Raw genomic sequence first — 23372 nt, 5'->3', positions numbered from 1 at the left:
AAACCTCTTTGGAAAAACCTAAAAGCTGTTCAAAAAGGCAGGTTTATCTTTTTGGTGTTAATGCATGGGCAGGAAATAGCCCACTTGCAGCTAATATTGTGATTAATGATTTATATAAATATTTAGTGCGATCGCCGATCTTGTAGTTACGCTTCGCTAACGCACCGCCTGACTATTCACCCAAAACATCCAGCGACACCTCTGGACATCTAGTCTGCCCCCAATTTGGCGCATAAATTTTCTAAGCAATAAACTGATGAATACTTGAAAACCGCCACATTTGAGGTGTTTGACATAACCCATGATGAACTGGATTAACGTGGATATAATCACAATGCAACGCCAAATCCTGCTCATCCCGAATTAAATGTTCCCAAAACCGACGCTGCCAAAGATTGCTTTCCCTGCGCTTTTGTCGTGACAGTGAAACCCCGTGCTTGATTAGCAATGCCTGCCCATAATACTTAGTAACATAGGTTTTGATGAGGCGCAAACGCACCGAAAAATCATTATCCTCCGCTGGCAATGTCAAAAGACAATAGACCTCTTGCAAAAGGGTAGAGGAAAGTGAGATAAGTAGATCAAAAACTATGAGCTACGATGCAGTCAAACACCTGAAGCCGTCAGAGTTCAAACGCTTATGTAGCGTGCAGCCTGAGACTTTTGCGGCAATGATGTTAGTCATAAAACAAGTTGAGTCAGACAAACCACCAGGTAGACCTAGTAAGTTGAGCTGGGAAGACCAATTATTGATGACATTAGAATACTGGAGAGAATATCGGACATATTTCCACATTGGGCAATCGTGGGGAGTGAATGAGTCAACAGCATATCGAATTATTAGAAAAATTGAAGATACACTGGTAAGTTCAAGAGCCTTTACCTTGCCTGGCAAGAAAAAATTACAACAGTCAGATTATCAGCTCGAAGCAGTAGTGGTAGATGTTACGGAAACTCCAATAGAACGTCCCCAAAAAAACAAAAACAGTTCTACAGCGGTAAAAAGAAAAGACATACACTAAAGTCACAAGTAGTAGTAAATCAAGGCACAGGAGAAATCATCTGTACCTCTCATGGTAAGGGTAGAGAGCATGATTTTCGGATATTTAAAAAAAGTAAGGTTCAGTTGAGAGAAGATATCAAATTTTTAGGAGATAAAGGATATCAAGGAATTCAAAAACTTCATCTCAACAGTCAAACTCCTAAAAAGAATCCGAAAAAAAGCAATTTGAGTATTTTGGAGAAAAAGAGAAATCGAGAGTTAGCTAGAATTAGAGTCATAAGGGAAAACGTACATTGTAAACTTAAGGTATTTAACATCTTATCTGAGCGCTATAGGAATCGTCGAAAACGCTTTGGGTTGAGGTTTAACCTCATAGCTGGTTTGTACAACTATGAGCTTTACTTACATAAAAGCCTGTCTGTCTAATTGACCTTTTGCAAGAAGTCTCATGAAAATGTTCCGGTAGCAACACAAACGCATCAATGGAAAACGGATAGTTTTCTCTTACCTTGACAATCACTTCTCTGAGAGCTTTTCTACCAATGTCACTACACCAAGGCTCCCTCTGATAAGTAACTTGAGTTATAAAATAGGTGCCGCCAGAAATCTGAGGTCTTCGATAATTTGGCATTAAATTGCAACGGTATCTCTGAGCTTAATATGCCCTACGGTTGGCAATAGGAATCACTGGAGCGGTGCGTTACGCTAACGCTAACACACCCTACGATTAGCTGAACGTACCAGGCACACGCTGCGCGATCGCACGTTTACCTTTCAAAGTGCGATCGCATTGTTAAAGATGTGGAGACGACGATATGGGCGATTACATCGAGTGGCGATCAACTTAGTCCTTGTTCGCTCTACCACAGCCGCTCAACGCCATATTCATCAAATACTTGATCCGCTCCCACAATTGGCATTTGTTCTGCGATTGCTTGAGCAATCAACAAACGGTCAAACGGATCTCGATGGTGCAATGGTAATGTTGCTACAACACTTAAGTGAGTAACGGTAATATGCAAAAGTTCAATTCCATTGTTAATCACTTGCTGCGCTACCAAATCATCGATTGAAAGCCCTAAATTCAGCTTACCAATGCTAGATTTAATCGCAATCTCCCAAACGCTGACAAGGCTAAGCAAATTTTCGTTGTTTTCAATTTGAGTTCGGTTGTTCGCCGTAATCCTAGAGCTACCTGTAATAAACCAAATAAAACTTTGAGTATCCAACAACTGTCTCATTCCATGTATTCTCGCATCTCTTCTAATGGCTCATTAAAATCATCGGCTATTGTAATTAGCCCTTTTGCACTACCAAACTGCGGACGACGTTTAATCGGTTCTACTGCCATCAGCTTCACAATCGGCTGCCCATCTTTGAGAATCAGCACCTCTTCTCCCTGTATCGCCAAATCAATCCACTGAGTCAAGTTTTCAGCCACTTCTACCATTGAAACCTGTCGCATATAAACCTCTTAATCAACTTCTCAAATGGTATGTTCGCCCGTTTATGTTTACTTCTATCCTACATTTTCCTGACTTCGCACACGCTATGCGATAGCGCCAGCGAAGCGAAGCCGGAGGCGTTAGCGCTGCTGCAAGCAGATCGCATCCCTCTTCAAGACGTTGTGCGAATTTACAGGCTACGCGATACCTCCGGTAAGCTTTGCTAACGCACGTTTACCTTTCAAAGTGCGATCGCATTGTTGAAGTGGTGGAGAGGACTATATGGGCGATCGCCTATGCCAATGACGCAAAAACTATTGCCTGATTTATTGCTTACTGCCATAAAGTAATCGGAAGATGTTCACCAAACAACGCAAAATCACCATCTGTCGTCAAAATGCTGTAACCGCGACGGTGAGCAACTGCACAAATCAAAAAGTCTGTGTTGCTTCCCTGAATCCCATTGCGACGGCAGGTGTTGTAAAACTCAGCAGCCAACTCATAATCTTTGATCGCCAGTTCAAGGTTAGGAAATGCTCGTAAATACTCTCTCAACCGATCAAATTGCTCTATCTGCCGAATTCCTGACAGCACTTCTTGCCGAATCACTCCCAACAAAGCAACTCTATCATCGGCAATCAACTCACGCAGCCTCAAAATTTGGGGTGACTCCTCCAGGGTTCGATTTCGTCGCAAAGCCAACGACCAGACAGAAGTATCAACAACAACCTTCATGCTTGCCGCCGTTGTTGCTTATAGTCATAGTCTGGGTCGTAGTCGATCGTGCCAAAAAGTTCCAAAACTTTCAATTGTTTACGCCGCTGAATATATTCTTGCAAAGCCGCTTCAACAACTGCCTTCTCTGTTCGATGTCCGCCCAGAGTCAACGCTTCCTGGATCAACGTCTGATCAATTTCAAGATTAGTTGTCATCGGTTCGCATCTCCAACATTGACACTATCAAACTGGGTAGCTCTATTATTTTATATCTCGCTGCAAACAGATTGCACCTTTGTCTTTTATGGGCGATCGCATTGTTGAAGTGGTGGAGAGGATGATATGGGCGATGAGTTGTTGAAGCGGGAGGGCGATCGCACTCTGCACAAGCTAAGCGATCAAGTTCTGTATGGGATGAGCAATATCGACCTCGATTGGTTTTATATCCACTGCCTCGCGCTATCTTTGCTCGTCAACTATAACTCAACATGCTTAACCCATCCTATTTGTCTGCCAATCGTGCCACCGTTCCTCCGAGAAACATCTCAAAGATTAATCTGCTGATGGCAACCGCCTACTCAAGCAACTCACCCCGTTTTTGGATAACGATACTCTCCCCAAACATGGTGGAAAACCCAGTGATTGGAGAGCGTCAGGCAAGCGAGTTAAGCGTGGTTTGTATCGAACGGCGTTGAATTGGTACGTTAACGCTGATGCTCAGGCGAGTGCCAATATTATTCGCAAAGCGGTAACACTTGGGTTAGACCTAAGTGAAATCAGTAGGGCGTTATTGACTGCGCCCCAGAGAATTCGTCTCTGGTTAGCTAAATTGACAAAGTGAAGTGGTGCGGCTTCAGGGCACCACGTAGCATCAGTTTAGAATCTCCGTGTATGCGCGACCGGAGAGAAGTCAACCAAGTTTATATAGTGTGCTTTCCTCTTTATATGTCTAATCTAACGTACAAGTTATATTTGATACTTCTCAGACGTTCTCTAATTTCACTTCCACGACACCGCGAAACATATTCATGCCGCAGGTAAATTGATATTGTCCTGGCTTTGCGGGTGTAAATTCAATAGGAGTGACGCGATCTAACTCTAAATCTTGTGCAATATGAAAGTCGGGGAATAATACCTTTTCTAGACAGCTACTTGGATCGCGACGTAGAAAGTTAAGTCGTACAGGTTGACCTGCATTTACTACAATGCGATCGGGTTGATAACCGCCATCGACTGCGATTGTTAACTCTTGAATTCCCTGATGGGCTTGTGCTTGCTGAGCTTTAGTTTTACTTAGCAAAAACCACCATAACTCTAACCCAATCAAGGCAATACCACCCAGCGTTACACCAACTCTTAACCCTAAAGGTTGCTCAATCCGACGAAATTGGTTTGTAGGGGCGATTTCACCTGGCATTTCATGAGGCATTTGTGCGATTGCACTACCTGATGCAGTTCCCAACAGCAACCCTAATCCAACAAAACTTCCCCAAATTTGACTTCTATTATTAAACATGATTTAGCCTCTTTTGCTTCTTCTGCACCATCAGACTTCTGGTTGAAAGTTACGTAAACGCAGGGCATTAGTGACAACAGATACAGAACTAAATGCCATTGCTGCTCCGGCGATAATGGGATTGAGTAACCAACCAAAGAAAGGAAAGAGAATTCCTGCAGCAATAGGAATACCCGCAACGTTATAGATAAAAGCGAAGAAGAGATTTTGGCGAATATTGCGGATTGTGGCGCGACTGAGTTGAATTGCGGTAATGATTCCTTGGAGTTCGCCAGAAATTAAAGTAATATCACTTGCCGCGATCGCCACATCAGTTCCCGTACCAATAGCAATTCCGACATCAGCTTGGGCTAAAGCTGGTGCATCATTGATACCATCACCTACCATTGCAACTATCTTAGACTTTGAATGTCTACTTCGTTCTCTTTGCAATGATTGAACAATTGCCGCTTTTTGATCGGGACGCACTTCGGCAAAAACACGATCAATCCCGACTTGTTGCGCGATCGCATCAGCTGTGGCACGGTTATCGCCAGTGAGCATGACGACTTCTAACCCTAATTGTTTTAATGCTCTAATAGCTTGTGCTGAAGATGGTTTGAGCGCATCTGCAATACCCATAAGTCCCTGCATTTTGCCATCAACAGCAATCCAAACCGCAGTTTTTCCCGCAACTTCTAATGTTGTTTTGCGTTCTACAAGGGCGCGAGTATCAACGCCTAACTCTTCCATCCAGCGTTGCGTACCAATTTGTACTAAGCGATCGCTCACAATTCCTTGCACGCCACTACCAGCGATCGCCTCAAAGTCTTTCACTTGTGCAAGATCAACTTCTTGCGCTTGGGCATACCTCACTACTGCTTCTGCTAGGGGATGTTCTGAGTTACGTTCTACCGATGCTGCTAGCTGAATGAGTTTTAATTCATTACGGTTGGCTGTACCGTTGACAGTCACAAAATCTGTCACTGTAGGTTTACCTTCGGTAATTGTCCCCGTTTTATCTAAAACAATCGTTTGAATTTTGTGTGCGAGTTCTAAACTTTCAGCCCCCTTGACTAAAATACCATTTTCTGCTCCTTTACCCGTTCCTACCATAATTGAGGTAGGAGTTGCTAACCCCAAAGCACAGGGACAGGCAATAATCAATACACCAATGGTAGTAATGGTTGCGAGTGTTAAGTTGCCCAAGAAGTTAAACCAAATGATAAAAGTTGCGATCGCTACTGCAATCACTGCAGGTACAAACCATCCGGTAACGCGATCGGCGAGTTGCTGAATTGGTGCTTTAGAACCTTGCGCTTGTTGTACAAGCTTCACAATTTGCGCCAGAAAAGTATCTTTACCAACCCGTGTAGCACGAAACTTAAAACTACCAGTTTTGTTAATCGTTGCGCCAATAACTTCGTCCCCTGGCTGCTTCTTCACAGGGACACTTTCACCCGTCACCATTGCTTCATCAACCGTCGAAGCACCTTCAATCACTTCACCATCAACCGGAATTTTTTCCCCAGGACGTACTAAAATCACATCATCAATTCTGACTTCTTGGATCGGGATATCTATTTCTTGTCCGTTACGAATCACACGCGCATCGCGTGCTTGCAAGCCAATGAGTTTGCGAATTGCTTCTGAAGTTTGACCCTTAGCTCGATTTTCCAGCAACCTTCCTAGCAAAATTAGCGTAATCACAACCGCAGAAATTTCGTAGTAAACTGCTGGCTCAAGCCCCTGCGCGAGAAAAAAGTTTGGGAAAAACGTTGGTACTAGTGAATAGAAATAAGCCGCACTTGTACCCAGTGCTACTAGCGTATCCATCGTGGCGGTATGGCGTTTAAAGGCTTTCCAAGCTCCTTGATAAAAGGATTCTCCACTCCAAAATTGAATCGGAGTCGTCAGCACAAGTTGAAACCAAGGATTGTGCAGCCACATAGGAATCCAAGGTAAATGCAGCCCTGTCATCATCGGTAATCCGCCAATGACGAGGATGATACTAATGACACCTCCCAACCAAAGTTTACGTTGCAGCTTTTTTGATTCGGCTAGCCGTGCGGCTTTTTCCGCGTCGTCTTCTCCAGTTACCATTTCTTGGTCTTGGAGTGAGTAGGATGAATATCCTGCTTCATCAACCGCAGCTTGAATTGTTTCAATGTTGGTTTTGTCGGGGTTGTATGTGACTGCGGCTTGTTCTGCACCAAAGTTGACGTTACACTCAGTTACCCCTGGAACTGCGCGAATGGCTTCTTCAATGTTGTTAGCACAAGAGGCACAACTCATACCTCTGAGTTTTAGTGTGAGTGTCTCCATAAGAGAATCCTTTCAATTAAGCAGTGGGATATCCAACAGATGCTAAAGCTTCTTTAACTACGGTTTCGGATGCTTGAGTTTCGACGTTGACAAGTTTGGTTTTTGGTTCAGCTTGAACAGTTGCGGTAGCATCTACTGACTTAATTGCTTCGGTAATTGTATTTACGCAAGCTGAACACGCCATTTTAGGAACTTTGAGTGTGAGTGTCATAAGTTTAGAGATGAATAAAAAATCTACTGATACCAGGCTTGATACCATTGCTGCATTTGGTTAATTTCAGCGGATTGCGACTGAATAATTGTTTGCGCCAAGTTACGAATTTCTGGACGTTCTGCTCGGTTGGCAACCATTCGCGCCATCATGATTGCTGATCGATGATGCGGAATCATCTGACGAATGAATTCTCGATCGAAGTCAGATGCAGTTCTCAGAGATTCCATATCCATGCTCATCATGGGCGATCGCATTGCCATTCCCTGCATTCTTTGTCCTCTTCCGTGACGCATTTCCATGCCAGTCATCGTGGTTGCAGGTACTTCGGTGCCATACCATTTTTTGTACCACGATCGCATCTGCTCAATTTCTCGTGTCTGCTCGGTTTTAATACTTTCAGCCAATTTTCTAATTTCAGGACGTTGAGCTTTTGCCAGTGCTAACTCTGCCATATCTACTGCTTCTTGGTGGTGCGGAATCATCATTTCGATGAAGTGCTGTTGTTGTCTCCCAGCCATGGCGCTATGCATGGTCATATTGCAAGGAGAAGACTGCAGTGCTTGGCTATTTGCTCTACCACTGACGATCAAAGCTGGAATTGCACTACCTGCAAGTACACCTACAAGCCCGTAAAGTATTGATTTTTTGAGCATATTGCTCCTTTCTTTGCCAAAGGCACTATCTGACGGTTTACGGTAGGTCAAACCGTTTTGCTATGACTATATGGTAAACTCTCTACTCAACTAGAGAGTCAAGGGGTATGCAAAAAGTTCTTTTAGGCAATTTGTGTAACAATTTTTCTAAAAAACTTTACAAAACTTAAGAGTTTCTGTTACATTTAGTTACATAAAAGAGACACAGAGCCGGAGAGTTTTATGAGCGCACGCCAATACGTTATTGATGACAGAGGTTTAGCAAACACCTTTGCGATTGAACCCAAGATGTATGTACAAGAAAGCCAAACTGGCTTTACACCTTATGCTGAATTGCTTAACGGTCGCTTAGCAATGATTGGGTTTGTGTCACTACTAGCATTGGAAGTATTCACTGGACACGGCTTAATAGGCTTTTTTGCTAATCTTTCTTAGGTTTAACGTCTCTAAATTTTGAAAGCAAATTAAAAAACGCCATCGGAGTTTCCAACCATGACTTATACACTCGAATCAGCACAAACTATCTTCACTGATACACAAGTACCAAGTCCGATTCCGGCAACGATCGCGCTATTCGAGCAACTTAACGTCGATGATAAATTGGCACTACTGTGGTATGCCTATACCGAGATGGGGCGGACAATCACTCCGGCTGCGGTAGGCGCAGCCCGCTTACAACTCGCAGAGGGTTTGCTCAATCAAGTCAAGCAGATGTCAGCTGCTGATCAGACACAATTTATGCGCGATTTGGCTAGCCGTGCGAATACGCCACTCAGTCGTTCTTATGGGTTCTTTAGTGTTAATACTAAGTTGGCTTTTTGGTATGAGCTAGGGGAACTAATGAAGCAAGGAGTTGTTGCTCCTATTCCTCCAGACTATCAAATGACTCCTGGTGTCAAAGCAGTACTTGCGGCAATTCAGCAACTCGATCCAGGCGAACAAATTACAGTATTGCGTAATGCTGTAGTCGATATGGGATTTGAAGATGCTGTCGCACCTAGTCCCACAGAAACAGCCGATGAGCCGATGTTCCCACGTACTGAACCTGCGCCGACAAAGCTTAAAGTTGAAGGAATTTCAGACTCTACAGTTCTCAGCTATTTTGCTGCGTTGAATGCTGATGACTTTGAGGCTGCGCTGGCATTATTTACCCCTGATGGTGCTTTGCAACCACCTTTTCAAAAGCCAATTGTAGGTCCTGATGCGATCGCAAAATACATGCGATCCGAAGCACAAGGGCTAAATCTTATGCCACAACAAGGTATATCAGAGACTTTGCCCGATGGTTCTAAGCAGTTGAAAGTCACCGGAGTCGTTCAAACGCCTTGGTTTGGTGTGAATGTAGGAATGAACATTGGTTGGCGGTTTTTACTCAATCCTCAAGGCAAAATTTTCTTCGTTGCAATTGATATGCTGGCGTCTCCACAAGAACTACTAAATCTACGCCCTCGATAAAACTAGAGTGTTGAATCATAAAGAGTTATGAGTTATGAGTTTTGTTAGCGTAGCGGTGCCTTAGCACGTTTTGAATTGTTCGCAAACAAAGGTGCGGAAGCAATTATTTTGAGTTTTGAGTTTTGAATTAATTAAAAGAAATTTCTTAACTCTCTTAAACTCAACACTCATAACTCATAACTTTCTTAAGCTCATATAAGTTTGAGAAAAAACCGTATGGATGCTGATGAACTGAATCGGCGATATGCAGCAGGAGAGAGAGATTTTAGCTTTGCCAATTTACGGGGAATTAACTTAAGTGAAGTTAATCTACAAGGTGCCATTCTTTGGGGCGCAGACTTAGCGCGAGCTAACTTGACTGCTGCTAACCTAAGAAAAACTAACTTAAGTTCTGCAAACTTAGCTGGAGCAATTCTGTGGAGGGCTGACTTGACTCAAGCAACTTTACATCAAGCAAACTTGAGTAAGTCAATTTTAATTAAGGCAACCCTCAGGGAAGCAGATTTGAGCGAAGCACTACTCGTTAAAGCAGATTTGAGGTTATCCCAACTAAATCGCGCTAAGTTAACCAAAGCAAAGTTAAAAGGTGCTGATTTGCGATATGCAGAGATAAGATTAGTAGATATTAGTGGTGCAGATTTAAGCCAAACCGTTCTAAATGGGGCAAACTTAAGTGGAGACTTACTTGCAAATTAGCAGTACAACTGAGTAAGGATTTATTTTATGACCCAAAGTTTTGCCTCAACAACAGAATGCGATCGCCAAATCTTATGTTGCTACGTCAATCATACTAGTCTGTTGCAGATTACCCGCATTTCTAACATCCCTAGCTGGTACTTTGAACGAACTGTTTTTCCTGGACAAAGACTTTTTTTTACAGCACCACCAGAAGCTGAGTTAGAAATCCACACCAGTAAGCTCGTTAATGCGACTTTATCCGATAAAATTCTTTGTTCTCGTTTGCAGGTTCATGAGGGATCTGGAGAGATAATTTAACTTATCCCTCACCATTTGGGCTGAGGGACATTACAGATTAGGTTTTACGTAGATTGGTGATGAGGATTTTGCATTCTCCACTCCAGGAGTTACTTCAAGCCCGACCTGACTTACATCCTCAAAGGTATTTCAAGTCTTCCTTAACGGCGCTATCGCACGCGATCGAAGATTTAGTCCTCAATGGGAAAGATAAACCGTTAGTCATCGCCAATTTTCAACGCGAACGCTTTTATCGCACCGAAACAAGACGCTATCAGCAAATTGCCCAACGCACTGATCAAGTTTACGTTTTGGCTACACCAGAGTCTAACTTTGCATCTGCAGCCGAACCTTACGAAACAATTCCTTTCGATCATCGCGATCAGCTGGTAAATGAGTGGCACTTAGTTGTTGTGGGGCAGGAATACACGGCTTGTTTAATTTGTCAAGAGCATTTCACGCCAGACGCGCCTCCAGTCATCGATCAAGCGCGACAGTTTGAGGGAATCTGGACTTTTGATCGGCAAATTAGCTGTCAAGTCGCTCATCTTTTACTTGCAAGGATTCTAGTTTACCGACCAGAGTTAGCCCAGAAAATACAACAAGCGCGAGTAAGGTTCAGTTTAAATGCAATTCCACTCATGGCGTCAGTGGGACGAGGAAGTATTGACGCTGTAACATTTACTGAACGCTTAGTGACTCATTTGCAAGCAAGTCAGTATCGCTTGTTGAAAGCTTATCGCACGATCGCAACCCAAGAACGCCAAGAACGTCTCGTTAACTCAATCACTACTGCAATTCGCCGTTCGTTGAATTTACACGAGATTCTCACGACGGCTGTAGAGGAATTAGGACGAACTTTTGAGCATTGTCGCTGTTTACTGTATCGTTGCGATCGCATTTATCAAGATGTCACGATTGAGTACGAAGCCCTAGCGCCTGGAATGACGGCGTTAAAAGGAGAAACTTGGCTTTTAGTTGATAATCCCTTGTTTCAAGCTGCTGTAGCAACCGAAAAAGCGATCGCTGTTACAGACGTAACCAAACTTCCTAGCTTACAAGCAAATCCGGCGTTAACAACTCTGCTATCACGTTCTAGGATTCGCTCGTGGTTACTCGTTCCTGTGATTTACCAAGAAACACTACTTGGGATGTTGGAAATTCATCACACAGGCGCGGAACCCTATATTTGGCAAGAGCAAGATGTTGGTTTAGTAGAAGCGATCGCAAATCAAGTCGGTGTTGCTTTAATTCAAGCGCAAGCATATATTCGCCTCGAAGAACTTAACAATCAATTAGCTGCATTAGAACGCACTCGGAGCAACTTAATTGCGATTGTTGGTCATGAATTGCGTACTCCTTTATCTACAATCCAAATTTGTTTGGAAACTTTAGCATCTGAACCAGAAATGACGTTAGAAATGCAGCAAGTCATGCTGCAAACAGCTTTGACTGATGCTGAGCGTCTGCGAAAGCTCACTCAAGATTTTATTACGCTTTCTCGCTTAGAAAGTGGACAGGTTCATTGGCAATTAGAACCAATTTCACTCCAGGAATGTCTTAATTTAGCCCTGAATAGTCTCAAAGCTTGGTGGTCGCCACAAGATTTGGCTCGTATAGCTGTCAATCTACCATCAAAATTACCGCTTGTTTTGGCAGATGGTGAAGGACTGGTTCAAGTTTTGACTAAATTAATTGATAATGCTTTAAAGTTTGCACCTGATGGTAAAGTCACAATCAAGGCGCGATCGCTAAAAAATAAGCTAGCATCCAAGCGCACTTCTCTGATTGAAGTCTGTATTGCTGACACAGGTAGAGGTATTGAACCAAGTCAGTTAGAAGCCATATTTACTCGTTTCTCGCAAGAAGAAGAATATCTCCGACGCATCTCCAGTGGAACAGGGCTAGGACTCGCAATTTGTCGCCAGATTGTTCAAGGTTTGGGAGGACAAATTTGGGCTGAGTCTAGAGGTAAAAATCAGGGCAGTCAGTTTTACTTTACAGTGCCAGTAAGTTAGTTATGAGTAGAAGAAGCTGAGGTGTAGGGGAGAAATATTACATATAAACTTTTCTTTTATTACCACTGACCACTAGTAACTAGCCACTAACCACTCATCTGCATTTCATCTTTATTTCATTTTTACAGAGCAAACTAAATGGGGTATGGTGCGATCGCCTCTTTTATTGACTCTCCAGTTGACTAGAGATTATAAGATGAAAATGTTTGTTTTGAGGAGTGATTCAAAGATGCTTTTAAAAAAGCGTTTTGCGTTAAATATTATGGCGATCGCTGCAACAGGTGGATTCATCGTATCTTGTGCAGCTGTTCCGCCGACTCAAACGCAAGTAACAAATACACCAGCGTCAGGTACTCATGATATGCAGGGAATGCCGCATAATGGTATGGATCATGCCATGGCAATGAATTTAGGTCCTGCGGATGAGAACTACGACTTGCGATTTATAGATGCGATGATTCCCCACCATCAAGGTGCTGTAGAAATGGCGCAAGAAGCTTTAGAAAAATCTCAACGCGCAGAAATTCGAGAGCTAGCGACAGAGATCATTGCAGCGCAACAACGGGAAATTACACAATTGCAGCAGTGGCGACAAGCATGGTATCCGCAAGCCAGTGACGCTCCCGTCGCTTACGATCCTCAGACAGGTGAAACCGTACCAATGTCTCAACAGCAGATGCATAGCATGATGATGCATGGCGATCTAGGGGCTGCTGATGCTGAATTTGATCGACGCCTCATTGATGCGATGATTCCTCATCACGAAAGCGCTGTCATTATGGCGCAAGATGCTTTAGAGAAATCTCAGCGTCCTGAAATTAGAAATTTGGCTCAAGAAATTATCAATTCACAAGAGACAGAAATCGAGCAGATGCAAGAGTGGCGACAAGCTTGGTATAAGCAATAGAATTCCTTGATAAATTCGCTACCGAACAAAGTCTAACACCGTGTAATTACTGACAAATATTCTGTTTTAGTGTACGAAGGTACACTTTTCTTAGGTAGCGCCGACTTCAGTCGGAGGAAGAGTGTGATTTTTTCATGGCACCGTGGAGATTTAGCATGACTGAAACTAAGGTTCGTCAGCAATATGACCAAATGGCAGCGGTGTACGATCAACGCTGGAGCAGCTATGTTGGTAGTACGTTATCGTTTCTCCAAGCTTGGGCAGATATTTCACCAACTGCAACTGTACTCGATGTTGCCTGTGGAACAGGAGAGTTTGAACGGCTACTACTCGCTGATAATTCTCAGCAAAAGATTGTCGGGGTGGATATTTCCGAGAAGATGCTCGCGATCGCCCGCGAAAAATGTCGCAAGTATCTTAATGTTTCATTTTATACCGCTCCTGCATCGGCGTTACCTTTTGCTGATCGCAGTTTTGATGCGATCGTGTGTGCGAGTTCGTTTCACTATTTTGACGATCCTCAGGCGGCTTTGCTAGAGATGAAACGCGTTCTCAAGCCTCATGGTCACGTCGTCATTTTAGATTGGTGCAAAGATTACTTACTGTGTAGAATCTGCGACTGGGTGTTACCAATTTTTGATTCTGCTTACAAGCAATGTTACACGCAAGCAGAGTTTCATTCTTTACTAACATCCGCAGGATATCAAATTTCCCGTGCTACAAGAGTTCGCTTTGGGATTGTATGGGGGTTAATGATTGCTACAGCTTCTGTAGAGCTTGGCGAATAAATTCGCAACTCAATAAACCAAATCCACCTCCGTGGACTACGAAAAATTAGGATTGTAGAAACCTATAAAGATAGGTTTTGTATGTGTAGCTGCGGTTTCAACCGCTTAGCTCTTCCGTCAAATTGACGTTTTGATAAATTACCAAGAATAAAATATTTCATCCTAATTTCATTTTTACATGAGAAGCTGAACATCTAAGGTTTCCATACTCAGCTACTTACAATACATACAAATACCGATGCAGGTAACTAAACTTCAACTTGAGCCTTTAAGGACATGGGGAAACAGTGTGCTTCTTAGCTATATTAAACCAGCAACAATTTTGTGTTCTGGAGTAGTATTCAGCTTTATCTTCTTTGCAACTTCTAGTAGGGTTTTACCGCATGGTGGACACAGCCATGAATTTGGTGAGGGAAGCAGTGCAAATCAAGCTCCTGGTGAGATTCAAGTTGATGCAGAAACTGCTAAACGTATTGGTATCAAAGTTGAACCCGTGACACGTCAGCAGTTAGCAATTGGAATTAAAACAACAGGACAAATTGAAACTTTACCCAATCAAAAAGTTGAGGTGACAGCACCACTGAACAGTACAGTAGTGGAGTTGTTAGTTAATCCTGGTGATGCAATCAGGAAAGGGCAAGCAGTTGCTGTTATTTCCAGTCCAGAATTAGTGCAACTGCGAGTAGAATCTCAAGAGAAACAAGCCGAGGGAATTGCAGATTTACAGCAAGCGCAAGCTGATTTGAATCTAGCGCAACAAAATTATCAGCAATACGCACAGATCGCAGCCGCAGAAATTGCCCAAGCCCGCAGTCAAGTTAACTTTGCTCAAGAAAAGTACAACCGCGATCGCGAGTTAGTCGCAGCAGGTGCGCTACCACGTCGCAACGCCCTCGAATCGCAAACCGAACTAGCGCAAGCTCAAGCTGAATTAACAAAAGCAACCAGTCGCCGAGATGTATTAGCAGCAGAAACACAACTCAAACGCGCTCAATCAGCAGTTAAAGTCGCGCAGTCGCGCATCAATTTGAGTAATGCGACTTATCAAACAAGACTGCAACAACTTGGTACGCAAGCGAATGCTAGGGGGTTAGTCACGGTAACTGCTCCTATATCCGGTACGATTGTGGATCGCGAAGTTACGCTTGGTCAATCGTTTCAGGATGCTGGTGGTAAACTGATGACGATTATGAATAACAGCCGCGTATTTGCTACGGCAAATATCTATGAAAAAGATTTAGCTCAAATTCAAACAAATCAGCGTGTTAATGCTAAGGTGGCGGCGCTACCTAATCGCACCTTCAGCGGACGAATTACGCGCATTGGCTCAGTCGTAGCAGGAGAAACGCGAGTTCTACCAGTGCAAGCAGAACTTGATAATCTTGAAGGACAACTTAAGCCAGGAATGTTTACCGAGTTAGAAATTCTCACCGATCGCACTGCAACACCTCGATTAGCAATTCTTAGTAGTGCAGTTGTTGAGGCAAATGGTAGTCAACTCGTTTATGTTCAAAATGGTAGTGCTTATTTGCCCGTTGAAGTGACCTTGGGTGAAACTTTTGGTGACATGGTTGAAGTTGAGAGCGGTTTATTTGAAGGAGATTTAGTCGTGACGCAGAGATCGCCGCAACTTTATGCCCAATCTTTACGCGCTGGTAATACGACAACAGCAGATACTCCTGAAGAAACCCCAAGTCAACCACAATCGCAAACTCAAAATCCTCTTCCTTGGTGGTTAGTTGGAGTCGGGGGAGGTGCAGTTATTGCCACAGGAGCGTTCATGGCGGGTGTTTGGTCGAGTCGTCGCCACCAACGCCGCTTAGTTATTTTCAACAAGCAACACCACGAGCCAAATCCTCAAATCGATCAGCCATAGCAGCGATCAATATGATTAGAACATTATTAAAGTTTTGAGTTTTGTTAGCGTAGCGGTGCCTTAGCACGTTTTGTTAGCGTAGCGGTGCCTTAGCACATTATGAGTTATGAGAAGACCTTGATGGCATTCTTAACTCAACACTCAACACTCAACATTCATCACTCTCTTCAGCTCAACACTCAACACTGAGAACTCATAACTCTCCGTCCCCCTGACCTCTGATCCCTGACCTCTGCTATATGTTAAATGCCATCCTCAAGTGGTCGATTGTCCGACGCTGGCTTGTTGTTTTGGGAGCGATCGCGGTAACTGTGTTAGGAATTTATAACTTGACACAAATGCCATTAGATGTATTTCCAGATTTTGCCCCGCCCCAAGTCGAGATTCAAACAGAAGCCCCAGGACTCGCGCCTGAAGAAGTTGAAGCGCTGATTACACTACCGATTGAAAGTGCAATTAACGGAACTCCTGGAGTGACAACCGTTCGTTCTTCATCTGCTGTGGGTATTTCGGTTGTTAAAGTCATTTTTGGTTGGAGAACCGATGTTTATCAAGCGCGTCAACTCGTGACAGAACGATTGCAGCAAGCGCAAAGTAAGCTACCACAGGGCATTGAGCCACCACAAATTTCTCCGATCGCTTCGCCCATTGGGACAGTTTTTCAATATGCTTTGACTGCTGAAACAACACCATTAATGGAGGTACGGCGAATTGTCGATCGCGATATCACAAACCGCATATTGGCAGTTCCTGGGGTTTCACAAGTTATCGCCTACGGTGGAGATATTCGTCAATATCAAGTTCTAGTTGATTCAGCGCGGTTGCAAGCATTTGATGTCACGTTAGCCGAAGTCACAGAAGCAGCAGCAGCAGCGAATACAAATGCAGCGGGGGGTTTTCTGGTAACTCCCGATCAAGAGATATTAATTCGCGGTATTGGCAGAATTACAGCCCTGGAAGACTTGCAGCAATCCGTTGTGACTGCCCGTAATGGAACACCTGTGTTGTTGAGTGATGTTGCTAATGTGCAGATTGGTGCTGCACTGCAACGCGGGGATGGTAGTTTAGATGGTCAACGCGCTGTTGTTGTGACAATTAACAAACAGCCACAAGCTGACACGCCTACGGTAACACAGGCAATTGAAACTGCCATGGCAGAAGTTCAGTCGAGTCTACCGCAAGATGTAAGTGTAACTGTTACTTTTCGTCAGGAAAATTTTATCGATGATGCGATCGCTAATGTGCAAGGTGCGTTACGCGATGGCGTCATTATTGTCTCAATTATCCTGTTGCTGTTTTTGATGAATTGGCGGACTGCGTTGATTACGTTGAGTGCAATTCCACTTTCTGTACTCGTCGGTATGATGATTCTCAACTTGTTTGGGCAAGGTATTAATACGATGACACTAGGAGGATTAGCTGTTGCAATTGGTTCAGTCGTTGATGACTCGATTGTGGATATGGAAAATGCCTATCGGGGACTGCGCAAAAATCAGTTAGCCACAAATCCTGTGCATCCGTTTCAAGTTGTGTATGACACGTCTGTGGAAGTGCGAGTCAGCGTGTTGTTTTCTACCGTAATTATCGCGGTTGTTTTTGCGCCAATTTTTACGCTAACAGGAGTCGAAGGGCGCATTTTTGCCCCTATGGGCGTGGCGTATTTAGTATCGATTTTCGCTTCTACTTTAGTCGCAATGACGCTTTCACCTGCATTATGTGCGATTTTGCTAGCACATCAGCAATTACCTACTGAAGAAACTTGGATTTCTCGCGCTGCACAACGACTATATCGCCCGTTGCTGAAGTTTGCAATTAATGTCCCCAGTGTGATTTTGACAGTGGCGATCGCCGCATTTATTGCCGCAATGCTTATTCTACCTTTCCTAGGGCGCGTATTTTTACCAGAGTTTCAAGAGCGATCGCTGGTGAATGCGATGGTGCTTTATCCTGGGACTTCTTTAGAAACGACAAATCAAGCTGGAATGGCACTTCAAGCCGCACTCAAAGACGATCCGCGCTTTGAAACTATTCAACTCCGCACTGGGCGCGCGCCAGGAGATGCAGATGCGGGTGGTGTCAATTTTGGACACGTCGATATCGAAATTAGCGATGAGGGAATGAGAAATCGCGCAGCAACGGTAGAGAAAGTCCGTGAAGAGTTTGCCAAATTACCAGGAGTTGCTCCGAGTATTGGCGGATTTATTTCGCATCGCATGGATGAAGTGTTATCTGGGGTGCGCAGTGCGATCGCAGTGAAAATTTTTGGTCCCCAACTCAATCAGTTACGCAGCATTGGTACTGAAGTTGAAGCCGCTATGCGCAATGTTGCAGGCGTTGTAGACTTGCAACTCGAACCACAAGTTCCGATTAAACAAGTACAAATTCAGTTTGATCGTGCTGCGGCTGCACGTTATAGTTTATCAGTAGGTCAAGTATCAGCAGTGATTGAAACTGCGTTGAATGGGCGCGTTGTTTCGCAAGTTTTACAAGAACAACAATTATTTGATTTATTAGTGTGGTTACAAGCCGATGCGCGTAACAATTTAGACACGATTCGTAATTTATTAATTGATACTCCAAATGGACAAAAGATTCCTTTGGCTCAAGTAGCTCAAATTAATTATGGTACTGGTCCAAATACAATTAATCGCGAAAACGTTTCGCGGTTAATTGTTGTTTCTGCAAATGTGTCTGGTCGCGATTTAGGGTCGGTAATTGCAGATATTCGGAATAATATTAACGAGCTTCAACTGCCTGCTGGCTATTTTATTCAGTACGGCGGACAATTTGAATCTGAACAACGTGCAACACAAAACTTACTTTTCTTTGGTACTTTGGCACTGGTTGTTATTGCTGTACTGATGTATTTTGCTGTTAAATCAATGACAGCAATGTTGATGATTATGATTAATCTTCCTTTGGCTTTAGTCGGCGGAATTTTTGCGGTTGCTTTGAGTGGTGGAGTTCTTTCGGTTGCATCTATGGTAGGGTTTATTACGTTGTTTGGTATTGCAACTCGTAATGGACTGTTGCTTGTTGAAAATTACAATAGTAAATTTGCTCAAGGAATGCCAATCAAAAAAGTTTTGTTGACAGGCTCGATGGAACGACTGGTTGCAATTTTAATGACGGCGCTTACTTCGGCTTTAGGTATGGTTCCTTTGGTTATTGGTGGTGGTGCTGGTAAGGAAATATTACAACCTTTAGCTGTTGTTGTACTAGGTGGATTGTTTACTTCTACGGCTTTGACTTTGTTGGTTTTGCCTGCTTTGTATGCACAGTTTAATAAGTTTTTGGTTCCGCAGAAAGTTGTGTTGCATGAAGAATTTTAATGCGTTTAATAAACTACTTCAGATGCGGAGGTGCAGAGGAAAGAAGTGATTGTTTGTAAGTATTTTTAGGCTTCTTGTAGTAGAAAAAATTAAGGAAAATATGAAAACAAAATTTGTTGTTCTTGGTAGCTTAGGTCTGATTTTTTTAGGTGCTTGTAATAATGGCAATCAAGTAGTAAGTCCTGATAGTAGCCCTGCTGCTGTTAATCATTCTGCTGAGGCGACGTCACAAGGTGATACTACTCATGCTGCGATACCACAAGCAGGTGGTCAAGTGATTGAATCGGGACAGTATCATTTGGAGTTTGTTCACGCAGCAGAACCTAATGGAACGCATTTAGATTTCTATTTGCAAAGCGGTAATAATCATGAACCGATACCCGATGCGAATGTAACGGCTCAAGTGCAACTTCCTGATGGTACTCCGAAAACGCTTAATATGAATTATGATGCTGCGGGTAAGCACTATACAGCAATGTTGCCTGAACAAGGGTCTGGAGAGTATAAAATTGCAATTCTTTCGGAGGTGAACGGTGAAAAAGTGAATGGTCGTTTTGCTTTCAAGCGATAAGGGCTAATGCAATGAGAGTGTTGCTTGTTGAAGATGAGCCGGATTTGGGAAGGGCGATTAAGCGCATTTTGAATCGAGAAAAGTATATTGTTGATTTGGTTTTAGATGGTGCTGAGGCGTGGCACTATTTAGAGACTGATTGGACGCAGTACACGCTAGCGATTTTTGACTGGTTGCTACCAGGAATGTCAGGTATCGAACTATGTCAGCGGCTACGACAGCAACACAATTCTTTGCCAGTGTTGATACTAACAGCTAAAGACCGAATGGAGGATAAAGTTACAGGATTAGATGCTGGTGCTGATGATTATTTGGTTAAGCCGTTTGGTATGGCAGAATTATTGGCACGGTTGCGCGCTTTGCAACGGAGAGTCCCTCAGATGCAACCGCAACAACTGCAAGTTGGCAATCTTACTCTTGACTATCAAACTCATACAGTTTGTGCGCAAGATAGCTTGGGAACGCAGCAGGTGATTGTGTTAACAGCAAAAGAGTTTCAATTGTTAGAGTATTTCTTGCAGCATCCTAATCAGATTGTGACTAGTGACCAAATTCGGAATCAATTATGGGAAGTCAATGCAGAATCAGTAAGTAATGTAGTAGCTGCACAAATCCGATTGTTACGACGCAAGCTAGCTCAATCGAGTAGCGATCGCTTTATCGAAACTGTACACGGTATCGGATATCGTTTTCATGCGACCGATGCATCAAAATAAATTATTTCAGCAGACTCGTTGGCAATTGGCAGGCTGGTATACGCTTGTTATGGGCTTTATCCTTAGTATGTGTGGTTTGGGATTGTATGAGGCAGTCGATCATGCGCATCAGCAAACACTCGATCGCGAGCTAGAATCGGTTGCAGGAACACTACATGATAGTATTGAAGCTACACTACAACAACCTGGACAGTTAAATTTAAAAGCACAACAACTCTTACCTGAACCAAGAACAGAACACGTTCTCGGAGCGCTTCATCAAGGTGATTACTATATTCGATTGCTCAATAACTCAGAACAAGTTGTTGCAGTAGCAGGGTTTCAACCTGAAGGATTACCGCTGACATCGCCGCAAGTCACTTGGCAAACGCTCGAAGATCCACACGGAAATCGCTATCACCAAATTTCGTTGCCGTTACATACCCGAAATAACCTTGATTGGGGCTATATGCAGGTAGGGCGGAGTTTGCAAGATATCGATGATTATCTGGCAAATGTCAGGTTGATTTTATTGTTGGGGTTGCCGATCGCAATGATTTTAGTTGGTGGTGCCAGTTGGTGGTTAGCTGGGTTAGCTATGCAACCGATTTACCAATCTTATAGTCAAATTCAACAATTTACCGCAGATGCTGCCCATGAATTGCGAACGCCCTTAGCTGCATTAGGAGCAACCGTAGAATCAGCACTCTTGATGCCTAGTTTATCTGAATCAGAGGCACGAGATACTTTACGTACTGTTGAGCGTCAGAATCGACGGTTAACTACTCTAGTAACAGATTTACTTTTGCTAGCTCGTCTGGAACGACAGCGCGTATCAGTTCGCCGCGAATGCTGTCTCAATGACATTATCAACGATTTAGTCGAAGAACTAGCTGCTTGGGCGATCGCATCCGAGGTACAACTCAATGCTGAACTAAAAGTAAATCAGCAATTACTGATTGTCGGTGATGAAGAGCAACTGTACCGCTTGGTGTCTAATTTGATCGATAATGCAATTCAATATACCCCTCCAGGTGGTGCGATAACTGTACGTTTAGACCGTAGCGATCGCCATGCTGTGATTCAAGTGCAAGATACCGGCATTGGCATTGCGCCGCAAGCACAACAAAAAATTTTTGACCGCTTCTATCGCGTTAGTAGCGATCGCTCGCGTCATACAGGTGGTTCTGGGCTAGGACTTGCGATCGCCCAGGCAATTGTACAAGTACACGGAGGAAGCTTACAGATACAAAGTGAGTTAGGTAAAGGTAGCACGTTTGCGATCTATTTGCCCTTGAACATAACCTCAAATCACAAAACTCATTGAGTAAATTTCAGGAGCATTTAGTATGGATAGGATAAGGTCATTTATTTTTCACGGAGTGTAATCGGCGAGCGTGCCGCGTCTTCCTAGACATTTACTATTAAGAACTCGGCTGTTAGCACCTCTATATACGAGTGTTTTGGTGTTGGCGATCCTTGTCTGCGTACGAGCAGGTATAGGGTTTTGGTTAGAATTTCGCCGTCAGGATGCATCGAGTTGGGTGCGACACACTCTACAAGTTCAAAGTCAAGCTGAACTGTTGCTGAATGCTGCTTTAGATCAAGAAACAGGAATACGCGGGTACTTACTGACGGAGGCAGAAACTTCACTAGAGCCTTACAAATCAGGACAAATTGACTTCAATAACGCCCTCACTCTGCTTGACAACCTCGTAGCAGATAATCCAGAGCAACAGCATCGCGTGAATGAAATCATTACACTTTATAATCGCTGGCAACGCGAATTTGCGCAGCCGGTTGTTTTGGGTGCAGTGCCAGAATCAAGTACCACGCTCGCAGGTAAACTGTTATTTGATCCGCTGCGATCGCAAGTAATGGCAATGTTGCAATATGAAGAAGATCTTTTAGCCCAACGCAACCAACAACTCTATCGACTCGATCAAACCTTTCGCATTTTCAACACCCTCGCGCCAGTACTTCTATTACTTGGTATTGGGATAAATCTGTGGCTACTCCATCGTCGAGTTGAAGTTCCTTTATATCAACTGACATCCGTAGCACAAGCTTGGGAAACTGGGCAGATGCAGCCACGTTTGAATTTTCAAGCTGCGGATGAAATTGGTCAACTAGCGAAAATTCTCGATCGCATGGCTGGCGAAATTGACTCGCGCCAAACTCGTAGTGACGAACGCAATCGCCAACTTGACGATCTCATTGCCTCACTTTCGCACGATTTACGCACTCCTTTACTGGCAATTCGGGGTACTTTACGCTCAATGTTAAATGGTGCATTTGGTTCCGTTAGTGATACCTGGCGTGAAGTACTGCAAGAGTATTATCAAACAAATGAAGATCTCCTCAAACTTGTGGAAGCGCTATTAGAAGTTTCTCGCTACGAAGCGGGTAGTAAACATCTGATTTACGAGCCACTCGACTGGCATAAGATCTTTACTAAAGCAATTCATCAAGAGTGCATTGCCTCAAAAAGCAAGGTAAACTTTGAGTTTAAAGTTACCCAGCAATTACCTACTGTGTATGGCGACGAGTTAGAAATTGGGCGTGTCATTCAAAATCTGCTGAGTAATGCGGTGCGAGTTAGTGAACCAGAAAATCGAGTTTGGTTAGAGGTGACAGCAGAAAACAGTAGTGTGAGAGTAAGTGTTAGCGATCGCGGTTGTGGAATTGCCCCACAAGAGCAAGAATATCTCTTTCACCGCTTTATTCAAGGGCGCGGGCGGCGTGGCGGTGCGGGTTTGGGGCTTTATCTTTGTCGCCAAATTGTGGAAGCGCATCACGGCACAATTGGAGTACAGAGTACGCTAGGAAAAGGCAGTACCTTCTGGTTTACGCTACCTACCATCACTAACCATTTGTCACAAATTACCAATCCATAGTTTGGAG

At 43.6% G+C, this 23372-nt stretch carries 24 protein-coding genes and 3 pseudogenes; 17 read left to right on the top strand and 10 right to left on the bottom strand.

What is annotated here, in order from left to right; all coding sequences use genetic code 11:
• Positions 1-172: 172 nt before the first annotated feature.
• Positions 173-541: pseudogene (locus CSQ79_RS26205) on the bottom strand (REP-associated tyrosine transposase); the annotation flags it as partial.
• A 49-nt stretch (positions 542-590) separates the two neighbouring features.
• Between CSQ79_RS26205 and CSQ79_RS26200 the strand changes: the two are divergent.
• Positions 591-1429 (top strand): IS5 family transposase gene (locus tag CSQ79_RS26200; protein WP_289501568.1). Its coding sequence is split into 2 segments (ribosomal slippage): positions 591-972 and positions 972-1429, totalling 840 coding nucleotides; the frame shifts between segments, so codons are not numbered across the junction.
• Positions 1430-1451: 22 nt separating this feature from the next.
• On the opposite strand, the pseudogene CSQ79_RS29065 reads toward CSQ79_RS26200, so the two are convergent.
• The 3 genes and pseudogenes from CSQ79_RS29065 to CSQ79_RS26185 form a co-directional block, all read right to left on the bottom strand.
• A pseudogene (locus CSQ79_RS29065) lies at positions 1452-1634 on the bottom strand (transposase); the annotation flags it as partial.
• A gap of 229 nt (positions 1635-1863) precedes the next feature.
• Positions 1864-2244: a type II toxin-antitoxin system VapC family toxin gene (locus CSQ79_RS26190; protein WP_099704048.1), complete on the bottom strand. Its 381-nt coding sequence runs from the start codon at positions 2242-2244 to the stop codon at positions 1864-1866.
• Entirely contained in the window at positions 2241-2468 is a 228-nt protein-coding gene (locus CSQ79_RS26185; RefSeq protein WP_099704047.1) for a type II toxin-antitoxin system Phd/YefM family antitoxin, read from the bottom strand. The genes CSQ79_RS26190 and CSQ79_RS26185 overlap by 4 nt, the downstream gene beginning before the upstream one ends.
• Positions 2469-2498: 30 nt before the next feature.
• On the opposite strand from CSQ79_RS26185, the gene CSQ79_RS28510 reads away from it, so the two are divergent.
• Positions 2499-2675 (top strand): hypothetical protein, encoded by a 177-nt coding sequence (locus CSQ79_RS28510; RefSeq protein WP_289501567.1) that lies wholly within the window; start codon positions 2499-2501, stop codon positions 2673-2675.
• A gap of 106 nt (positions 2676-2781) precedes the next feature.
• Here CSQ79_RS28510 and vapC read toward each other — a convergent pair whose 3' ends face one another.
• Both vapC and CSQ79_RS26175 read right to left on the bottom strand, forming a co-directional pair.
• On the bottom strand, positions 2782-3183 hold the full coding sequence (gene vapC, locus CSQ79_RS26180) for a type II toxin-antitoxin system VapC family toxin (RefSeq protein WP_099704046.1): 402 nt from the start codon (positions 3181-3183) through the stop codon (positions 2782-2784).
• A complete protein-coding gene (locus CSQ79_RS26175) occupies positions 3180-3380 on the bottom strand; it encodes a type II toxin-antitoxin system VapB family antitoxin (RefSeq protein ID WP_099704045.1) in 201 nt (66 codons plus the stop codon). Before CSQ79_RS26175 ends, vapC begins: the two co-directional genes overlap by 4 nt.
• 126 nt (positions 3381-3506) lie before the next feature.
• On the opposite strand from CSQ79_RS26175, the gene CSQ79_RS27185 reads away from it, so the two are divergent.
• Together CSQ79_RS27185 and CSQ79_RS26170 are read left to right on the top strand one after the other, a co-directional pair.
• Positions 3507-3728, top strand: coding sequence for a hypothetical protein (locus CSQ79_RS27185; RefSeq protein WP_143755509.1), 222 nt, complete (start codon positions 3507-3509; stop codon positions 3726-3728).
• Positions 3729-3762: 34 nt separating this feature from the next.
• Positions 3763-4005: a hypothetical protein gene (locus CSQ79_RS26170; protein ID WP_289501566.1), complete on the top strand. Its 243-nt coding sequence runs from the start codon at positions 3763-3765 to the stop codon at positions 4003-4005.
• 141 nt (positions 4006-4146) lie between these two features.
• On the opposite strand, the gene CSQ79_RS26165 is transcribed toward CSQ79_RS26170, so the two are convergent.
• The 4 genes from CSQ79_RS26165 to CSQ79_RS26150 are packed head-to-tail and all read right to left on the bottom strand — an operon-like array spanning position 4147 to position 7851.
• A complete protein-coding gene (locus CSQ79_RS26165) occupies positions 4147-4680 on the bottom strand; it encodes a cupredoxin domain-containing protein (RefSeq protein ID WP_099704044.1) in 534 nt (177 codons plus the stop codon).
• 30 nt (positions 4681-4710) lie between these two features.
• Entirely contained in the window at positions 4711-6984 is a 2274-nt protein-coding gene (locus tag CSQ79_RS26160) for a heavy metal translocating P-type ATPase (RefSeq protein WP_099704043.1), read from the bottom strand.
• A gap of 16 nt (positions 6985-7000) precedes the next feature.
• Entirely contained in the window at positions 7001-7195 is a 195-nt protein-coding gene (locus CSQ79_RS26155) for a heavy-metal-associated domain-containing protein (RefSeq protein WP_099704042.1), read from the bottom strand.
• 23 nt (positions 7196-7218) lie between these two features.
• On the bottom strand, positions 7219-7851 hold the full coding sequence (locus CSQ79_RS26150) for a DUF305 domain-containing protein (RefSeq protein ID WP_099704041.1): 633 nt from the start codon (positions 7849-7851) through the stop codon (positions 7219-7221).
• Between the two features lie 222 nt (positions 7852-8073).
• On the opposite strand from CSQ79_RS26150, the gene CSQ79_RS26145 reads away from it, so the two are divergent.
• The 13 genes and pseudogenes from CSQ79_RS26145 to CSQ79_RS26085 all read left to right on the top strand — a co-directional run bounded on the left by CSQ79_RS26145 (position 8074) and on the right by CSQ79_RS26085 (position 23365).
• Positions 8074-8286, top strand: a complete 213-nt coding sequence (locus CSQ79_RS26145; protein WP_099704040.1) for a CAB/ELIP/HLIP family chlorophyll-binding protein — start codon at positions 8074-8076, stop codon at positions 8284-8286.
• A gap of 57 nt (positions 8287-8343) precedes the next feature.
• Positions 8344-9306 carry an orange carotenoid protein N-terminal domain-containing protein gene (locus tag CSQ79_RS26140; protein WP_099704039.1) on the top strand — a complete coding sequence of 321 codons (963 nt, stop codon included), beginning with the start codon at positions 8344-8346 and terminating at the stop codon, positions 9304-9306.
• Positions 9307-9522: 216 nt separating this feature from the next.
• Complete coding sequence (locus CSQ79_RS26135; protein WP_099704038.1) at positions 9523-10002, top strand: pentapeptide repeat-containing protein; 480 nt, start codon at positions 9523-9525, stop codon at positions 10000-10002.
• Positions 10003-10029: 27 nt separating this feature from the next.
• Positions 10030-10281: pseudogene (locus CSQ79_RS26130) on the top strand (DUF1830 domain-containing protein); the annotation flags it as partial.
• 80 nt (positions 10282-10361) lie between these two features.
• The gene (locus CSQ79_RS26125) at positions 10362-12299 is read left to right on the top strand and encodes a DICT sensory domain-containing protein (protein WP_099704036.1); all 1938 of its coding nucleotides are present in this window, start codon (positions 10362-10364) and stop codon (positions 12297-12299) included.
• Between the two features lie 229 nt (positions 12300-12528).
• The gene (locus CSQ79_RS26120) at positions 12529-13206 is read left to right on the top strand and encodes a DUF305 domain-containing protein (RefSeq protein WP_099704035.1); all 678 of its coding nucleotides are present in this window, start codon (positions 12529-12531) and stop codon (positions 13204-13206) included.
• 155 nt (positions 13207-13361) lie between these two features.
• Positions 13362-13994: a class I SAM-dependent methyltransferase gene (locus tag CSQ79_RS26115; protein ID WP_099704034.1), complete on the top strand. Its 633-nt coding sequence runs from the start codon at positions 13362-13364 to the stop codon at positions 13992-13994.
• Positions 13995-14232: 238 nt separating this feature from the next.
• Entirely contained in the window at positions 14233-15870 is a 1638-nt protein-coding gene (locus CSQ79_RS26110) for an efflux RND transporter periplasmic adaptor subunit (protein ID WP_099704033.1), read from the top strand.
• A 239-nt stretch (positions 15871-16109) separates the two neighbouring features.
• Positions 16110-19202 (top strand): efflux RND transporter permease subunit, encoded by a 3093-nt coding sequence (locus tag CSQ79_RS26105; protein WP_099704032.1) that lies wholly within the window; start codon positions 16110-16112, stop codon positions 19200-19202.
• Positions 19203-19302: 100 nt separating this feature from the next.
• A complete protein-coding gene (locus CSQ79_RS26100) occupies positions 19303-19773 on the top strand; it encodes a hypothetical protein (protein WP_099704031.1) in 471 nt (156 codons plus the stop codon).
• A gap of 11 nt (positions 19774-19784) precedes the next feature.
• Positions 19785-20489, top strand: coding sequence for a two-component system response regulator RppA (gene rppA / locus CSQ79_RS26095; RefSeq protein WP_099704030.1), 705 nt, complete (start codon positions 19785-19787; stop codon positions 20487-20489).
• On the top strand, positions 20476-21795 hold the full coding sequence (gene rppB, locus CSQ79_RS26090; RefSeq protein WP_099704029.1) for a two-component system sensor histidine kinase RppB: 1320 nt from the start codon (positions 20476-20478) through the stop codon (positions 21793-21795). The genes rppA and rppB overlap by 14 nt, the downstream gene beginning before the upstream one ends.
• A gap of 70 nt (positions 21796-21865) precedes the next feature.
• Positions 21866-23365 (top strand): sensor histidine kinase, encoded by a 1500-nt coding sequence (locus tag CSQ79_RS26085; RefSeq protein ID WP_099704028.1) that lies wholly within the window; start codon positions 21866-21868, stop codon positions 23363-23365.
• Positions 23366-23372: the final 7 nt, after the last annotated feature.

The sequence above is a fragment of the Gloeocapsopsis sp. IPPAS B-1203 genome, from assembly GCF_002749975.1.
In the GTDB taxonomy this organism is placed as follows: Bacteria; Cyanobacteriota; Cyanobacteriia; order Cyanobacteriales; family Chroococcidiopsidaceae; genus Gloeocapsopsis.
This window is presented reverse-complemented; position numbering and strand designations above follow the sequence as displayed.